Origin of the sequence: Roseovarius sp. TE539 (genome assembly GCF_003298505.1) — a bacterium.
Taxonomy (GTDB): Bacteria; Pseudomonadota; Alphaproteobacteria; order Rhodobacterales; family Rhodobacteraceae; genus Roseovarius.
Window position 1 is genome coordinate 1 of record NZ_QNGB01000053.1, and the last position, 6,404, is coordinate 6,404.

The 6,404-nt window shown below is 58.7% G+C and carries 6 protein-coding genes, 1 tRNA gene and 2 pseudogenes; 8 read left to right on the forward strand and 1 reads right to left on the reverse strand.

The features are described from left to right. Positions 1–752, forward strand: a pseudogene (locus tag DQW77_RS17625) (transposase); the annotation flags it as partial. Between the two features lie 24 nt (positions 753–776). Here the strand turns inward: DQW77_RS17625 and DQW77_RS17630 are convergent. Continuing rightward, positions 777–1,043 (reverse strand): annotated as a pseudogene (locus DQW77_RS17630) (transposase); the annotation flags it as partial. A gap of 100 nt (positions 1,044–1,143) precedes the next feature. Between DQW77_RS17630 and DQW77_RS17635 the strand changes: the two are divergent. The 7 genes from DQW77_RS17635 (at position 1,144) to DQW77_RS17660 (ending at position 6,204) form a co-directional block, all read left to right on the forward strand. After that, a tRNA-Arg gene (locus DQW77_RS17635) sits at positions 1,144–1,220 on the forward strand. A 270-nt stretch (positions 1,221–1,490) separates the two neighbouring features. Beyond that, a complete protein-coding gene (locus DQW77_RS17640) occupies positions 1,491–1,715 on the forward strand; it encodes a hypothetical protein (protein ID WP_113259632.1) in 225 nt (74 codons plus the stop codon). A 50-nt stretch (positions 1,716–1,765) separates the two neighbouring features. After that, the gene (locus tag DQW77_RS18405) at positions 1,766–2,152 is read left to right on the forward strand and encodes an IS630 transposase-related protein (protein ID WP_220124993.1); all 387 of its coding nucleotides are present in this window, start codon (positions 1,766–1,768) and stop codon (positions 2,150–2,152) included. Then, positions 2,071–2,664 (forward strand): transposase, encoded by a 594-nt coding sequence (locus DQW77_RS18410; RefSeq protein ID WP_220124994.1) that lies wholly within the window; start codon positions 2,071–2,073, stop codon positions 2,662–2,664. The genes DQW77_RS18405 and DQW77_RS18410 overlap by 82 nt, the downstream gene beginning before the upstream one ends. 88 nt (positions 2,665–2,752) lie before the next feature. Next, entirely contained in the window at positions 2,753–3,004 is a 252-nt protein-coding gene (locus DQW77_RS17650; RefSeq protein ID WP_113259634.1) for a helix-turn-helix domain-containing protein, read from the forward strand. Continuing rightward, complete coding sequence (locus tag DQW77_RS17655) at positions 3,004–4,323, forward strand: type II toxin-antitoxin system HipA family toxin (protein WP_113259636.1); 1,320 nt, start codon at positions 3,004–3,006, stop codon at positions 4,321–4,323. Before DQW77_RS17650 ends, DQW77_RS17655 begins: the two co-directional genes overlap by 1 nt. A 333-nt stretch (positions 4,324–4,656) precedes the next feature. Continuing rightward, a complete protein-coding gene (locus tag DQW77_RS17660; RefSeq protein ID WP_113259638.1) occupies positions 4,657–6,204 on the forward strand; it encodes a Fic family protein in 1,548 nt (515 codons plus the stop codon). Positions 6,205–6,404: the final 200 nt, after the last annotated feature.

The following is a 6,404-nucleotide window of genomic DNA, read 5'->3' on the forward strand; positions in this document are numbered from 1 at the left end:
CCCAGTGTGATCTCGCGCTTGACCGGGGAGTGGCAGCAAGAATTTGACCGTTGGCAGCGCCGCGATCTGTCGGCGCGGCGGTATGTCTACATCTGGGCGGACGGCGTTTATCTCCAGGCCCGGATGGAGCCGCAGGCCGAGTGCATGCTGGTCATTCTCGGGGCCAAGCCCGAAGGAAAGAAGGAACTCGTCGGCTTTCAGGTCGGGGTGCGCGAGAGCGCGCAGAGCTGGCGCGAGCTCTTGGTCGATGTCAAGGCCCGCGGCCTCTCGGTGCCGCCCGAGATCGCCATTGGCGATGGGGCCATGGGGTGAGGGCATGACTGCCACCGGTTCGAAGGAATGCCCGAACGGAAAGCCCTCGACGAGGTGTTTCCAGGCACACGCCATCAACGGTGTTGGGGTGAAGGGCGTCTCGGGATTGGTCCGGTGGACCAATCCAGCCCTGAACGGGCGGAGCCCCGTCGAACAAGACCGCCAATGTCCTGAACAAGTTCCCGAAATCGATGCAACTCACGGTGAAGGCAGACCTGCGCGAGGTCTGCCAGGCCGAGACCCGCGTCAAGGCCAGGGCCGCGATGGACATCTTCGTTGAGAAATACGGTGTCAGATACGAAAAAGCGGTCACCTGCCTGACCAAGGACCGCGACGCCCTGCTCGCTTTCTACGACTTCCCCGCCGATCACTGGGATCACCTGCGAACGGGCAACCCGATAGAAAGCGTGTTCGCCACCGTCAGGCATAAGACTGTGCGGAATTTTGTGCCCTGGCGCCTTTTGTTACGCCATTGGGAAGCGATCTTCGAACATGATGGCGAGCTGGCTTTTGACCGCGTGCCATTCTCGCACTGAGCGCTTCCACTCCGTGGAGGTAGCATTGAGCGCGAGATAGATCAATTTCGCCGCTGCCTCGTCACTGGGGAAATGGCCTCGGGTCCGCACGGCGCGCCGGATTTTCGAGTTCAGCGCCTCGATGGCATTCGTCGTATAGATCAGTCGACGCACCGGAGGCGGGTAGTCGAGGAAGGGAACGACCTCGGCCCAGGCCAAGATATTCAAGAAGTCCAGACTCTCCAAATCCGGAATTTTCGTGGTGGACAAATCGGGCAATGACAAACGATGCGACGAAGGCTAAGAAACTTCACACGGCCCCGTGGCTCAACTGGATAGAGCAGCCCCCTCCTAAGGGGCAGGTTGCAGGTTCGAATCCTGCCGGGGCCGCCACTTATCACTGCAGACTATTGATATTAAAGCGTTTCGAGGAAAGTTTGAATCGGGAGGATTCCCTTGGAGGCTGATTTGTGATTCACCCTGTTTGGGAGGATCAGCATCATGCCAGCACCATTGCCAAAGGAACTCCGAGACCGATTTGCGCGACTGATCGGTGAAGGGCTAACAGGGCGAGAAGCCTCTCGCCGCTTGCAGATCTCTGCCGCCACAGGCGGGCGATGGGCGCGGCAAATTCGGCGCTCTGGAGCTGCGAAGCTTGCGCCGATGGGTCGGCCTTCTGGGACCGGCAAACTGGCCGCGCATGTTGGCTTCTTCCGTGAACTGGTGGCGCAGGACCCGGACATCACGCTCTATGAGCTGCGCGATGCGCTTTCCGATTCCGAGGGCGTCACTGTCCACCACTCGGCGATTGCAGGCCTTCTCAGGCGCCTGGGCTTCACGCACAAAAAAAGTCGCTGGTGGCCACCGAGCGACGACGTGCGAAGGTAACGGGCCGAAGGTTTGATTCACTGACCCCGAGGCAGATTTTGGGGGCAGCAATGGGCAAACCACTCTCCATGGACCTGAGGGAACGGGTGATCGCGGCGATTGATACCGGCCGGAGCCGGCGTGCTGCGGCCGCGCAGTACGGGGTCGCGCCCTCGACGGCAATCCGCTGGGACAACGAGCGACGCTCCACGGGGTCCTTCGCGCCGAAGCCGCAGGGGGGCGATATGCGATCCCGCAGGATCGAGGCACATGCCGGGGTGATCCGCGCGGCGCTTGAAGAAACACCGGACATTACGCTGGCGGAACTCTGCAGGCATCTGTCTGAGCGTGGCGTCGCGGCCTCGACCTCGTCGCTGTGGCGCTTCTTTCAGCGGCACGGGATCACAAGGAAAAAAAGACCGGCCATGCCGTCGAGCAGGACCGCCCGAACGTCCTGAAGAAGCGCCTGGACTGGTTCAACGGGCAGCTCGACCTCGATCCCGAGCGCCTGGTGTTTGTCGACGAGACTTGGACCGCGACGAACATGGCCCGCAGCCATGGTCGCTGCAAACGGGGCGAACGGCTGCGGATGGGCTTCCCGCATGGCCACCGCAAGACCACGACTCTGGTCGCCGGGCTGCGCAAGACCGGAATGGTCGCGCCGATGACGCTCGACGGGCCAATCAACGGAGACTGGTTCGAGGCCTATGTCCGCCATGTGCTGATCCCGACGCTGCGCCCCGGCGACGTGGTGATCATGGACAACCTGTCGAGCCATAAACGGGCGTCGGTGCAAGAGATGATCGAGGCGACGGGTGCACGGCTGATGTTCCTGCCGCCCTACACACGCCCGCCCTGCTTTGCTGGTGAGGCCTTGAGCCCTTTGACGGTTAGCCACTTCGTGCACCGCCAGCACACCGGCGCAGCGCTTCCCAAATCACCCATACACTCTATACGCTCTAACCGATAAAATCGATTTATTTGCCACACCGTATAAGCAAGAATTATCCGCTCCACCGCATATTGACAAAATATGCGTCATAACGTATATTGTACTTATGAATGATCTAGCCCGCACACCAAGACAGATCGGTACCATCATCCAGCGTGCCCGCAAGAAGCGCGACTGGACACAGATGCAGCTTGCCGAGCGGGCAGGCCTGCGCCAGGCGACGATCTCGATGATCGAGAGCGGTCAAAAACCCGCAAAGCTCGAATCCATCCTCGCCGTCCTTGCTGCGCTCGACCTTGAGCTCAGGATCGGCGCGCGTTCCAAGGGTCACGAACGCGACATCGAGGAGCTGTTCTGATGGGACGGCGCCCGGCCTACGCACCCTTGCGCGTGTATCTGAACAACCGCCGCGTCGGCACGCTGAGCCGCGAGGCCAGCGGTGCCATCGGCTTTTCGCATCATGAGGACTGGCTGGGCTGGGAGCACGCCCTGCCGGTCTCTCTATCGCTGCCACTACGAGAGACACCCTATCGCGGCGAACCCGTCGCCGCCGTCTTCGAAAACCTGCTGCCGGATTCGGACAAGCTGCGCCGCCTGGTTGCCGAAAAGGTGGGCGCGCGCGGTACGGACGCGTACAGCATGCTGACCGAGATCGGTCATGACTGTGTGGGCGCGCTGCAATTTATTGCGGGGGATGATGATGCGCCTGATGCCACTGGCACGCTGGAAGGCGAACCGGTCGATGAAGCCGCCATAGAAAAAATCCTTAAAGGCCTGAGCCAGGCACCGCTTGGTCTGACCAGCGATGATGAATTCCGGATTTCTGTAGCGGGCGCTCAGGAAAAGACGGCGCTGCTTTGGCATGACGGAAAATGGATCAAGCCGCACGGCACGACACCAACAACGCATTTGATCAAGACGCAAATTGGCGAATTACCCGGCGGCATCGATCTCTCGGACAGCGTCGAGAACGAATATTACTGCCTGAAGCTGACCGCAGCCTTTGGCTTGCCGGTGAATACCGCCACCATTGAAACCTTCGGTGATACCAAAGCGCTCGCCATCGAGCGCTTTGACCGCCGCTGGACGAAGGATGGCCGTTTGCTGCGCCTGCCGCAGGAGGATTGCTGTCAGGCGCTATCCGTGCCCCCGACGCTCAAATACCAAAATGAAGGCGGGCCGGGCATGGTCGATGTGCTTGACTTGCTAAAGGGCAGCGATACGCCGATGGAAGATCAGGAAATCTTCCTGAAAGCCCAGCTGGTGTTCTGGCTGATCGGCGCAACTGACGGGCACGCAAAGAACTTCAGTGTTTTTCTGAGTTCCGGCGGCAGCTACCGCATGACCCCGCTCTATGACATCCTGACAGCCCAGCCTGCACTGAATGCCAGGCAGATCGAGCGCAAACAGATGAAGATGGCGATGTCGGTCGGCAATAGCCGCCGCTATCGTTTTGATCAGATTCACGGGCGGCATTTTGTGCAGACGGCCATGCGCGCCGGTATTTCAAAGAAGCGCGCAACGTCCATCATCGAAGAGGTCGAGGCCAAGGCGCCCGAGGCGTTGGGCGTGGCTGCAAAGGCCCTGCCCAAAGGCTTCCCCACGGCAGTTGTCGATATCGTCAGCGACGTGGTGAATGACCGCCTGCGCGGTCTGCAGCTAACAGATGCCGTTTAGATAAAATCACTCTTCGAGCGCGATTTCGATCTTTAGCTCATCCCGTTCCATCGAAAATCCCTTCTCTCAACGTTCCACACGCGTAACGGGCACCAGCCGCAGCATCGGCACCCCTTCATCCGCGCCTTTTTGCCATGGCGCCGGAAGCTTCATTAAGACGGAGCCAGACGCAAGTCACTGACAGCACGCGAACATCGATTTTCGACATTTTGCGTCCCTGTGATCGCTTCTCAACATCGGTGATTGATTTTCGCCATAGAAACATGTATATTGATTTTCAACAGATGGCACACTTGTAGTGCCTTTTTCAACACTCGTGAGAAGATTTCGACCTTGCAACTAGAAGACCTGAAACCTCAATTTTTTCTGGACGAGCCTCTTCCCGAGAATGCAAGCCTTGCGGGCTGGTCGGCTCTCGTCTTCAGCCTCGGCATACGCGCCCCTGTTCGCAACCCGGCCTGTATCTCGGAAAAGCATGTGCGCGGCAACAAGCGTACCGAAGGCATCTGGGAAGTTTTCGGTAAGCGCTATCTACCGGAAAGTACGCTGGAAGGACATTTGAACTTTGCACTCCGCCACGAAGACATCGATCTTCTGATCCTGAAACGGATATTCGATACTGTTCCGCAGGATGCTGTGGAGGAGATCGTCAAGGCAACACCGACCGGTGCGTTCTCACGGCGGATATGGTTTTTCTACGAGACACTGACAGGCAACACGCTGGAAATCGAGGATGCGCCGAAGGTTACAGCCATCCCGGCGCTTGATCCAAAGCACTACTTCACGGGCAAGGAGCGGTTCTCGCAGCGACATCGCGTGCGTGACAACCTGCTTGGCACCGGCGCCCTCTGTCCCATCATCCGGCGCACCGAAAAACTTGAAGCCCTGATCGCGCTTGATCTGCCCAGTAAGGCCAACGAAACGATTGGCCGGACGGGCGGCCATGTCATTGCACGCGCGGCAAGCTTCATGCTGCTTGCCGACAGTCGCGCGAGCTTCGAGATCGAGGGCGAGCGCCCTCCCGTTAATCGACTGGAGCGTTGGGGACGCGCCATCCTTGAAGCTGGCAAGCGTCCTCTCAACCAGACAGAAATCTACCGTCTTCACCGCATTCTGATCGGCGATGATCGGCTAACCCCTGTCGGCTATCGGGAAGACGGGGTCTTTCTTGGAGAACGTGACCATAATAATGAACCGATCCCCGAGTTCATCGGGGCACGCGCGGACAACGTTTTCGATCTGATGACGGCGCTGAACGAGTGCAACAACCGACTACGCATCACCGATACCGACGATGTCGATCCGGTGTTGCAGGCTGCGATCATTGCGTTCGGGTTTGTCTATATCCACCCACTGGCAGACGGGAATGGTCGTTTGCATCGCTGCCTGATCCATCATGTTCTTGCAGAGCGAAAATTCACGCCCTCCGGCATGGTCTTTCCTGTATCGTCCGTTATGCTCGACCGCATCGACGAGTATCGCGAAGTTTTGCAGGGGCATTCTGCCCCTTTGATGGACTTCATAGACTGGCGGGCTCTGCCTAATGGTAATATCGAGGTTCTGAACGAGACCGCCGATCTCTATCGCTTCTATGATTGCACGGCAGAAGCCGAGTTTCTGTATGAATGCGTGCAACGAACCATTGAAGAAGACCTGCCGCGCGAGATCGACTATCTCAAGCGTCATGATGAAGCGATGCGCGGCATCATGAACGCCGTGGAAATGCCGGACAACCTGGCCCAGCAAGTTATCCTCTTTGTTCGTCAAAATGACGGCCAGTTTCCGAAAAGAAGGCGCGACAGGGAGCCATTCTCGAAGTTATCAGATGAAGAAATCACTATGCTGGAAGACATCGTGAACGAAGCGTTCGCCCAAGGCTAAGATCGCATCTTAGTCCCCGCGCCGATAGCCATATCCGCCGCGACCGCGTCCCTGCTTCAGGCCTTTGTCTTTCGTGACCTGCCCCATTTTTCAGGGCCACTCGCAAGTCGAGTCTGTTCCTCATTTGTTTGCCATCATTCGGCGGCGTGAGCAATGGGCGCAGGCGCGGAGCCATCAACTCGCTCAAGCGGCTGCGCCCA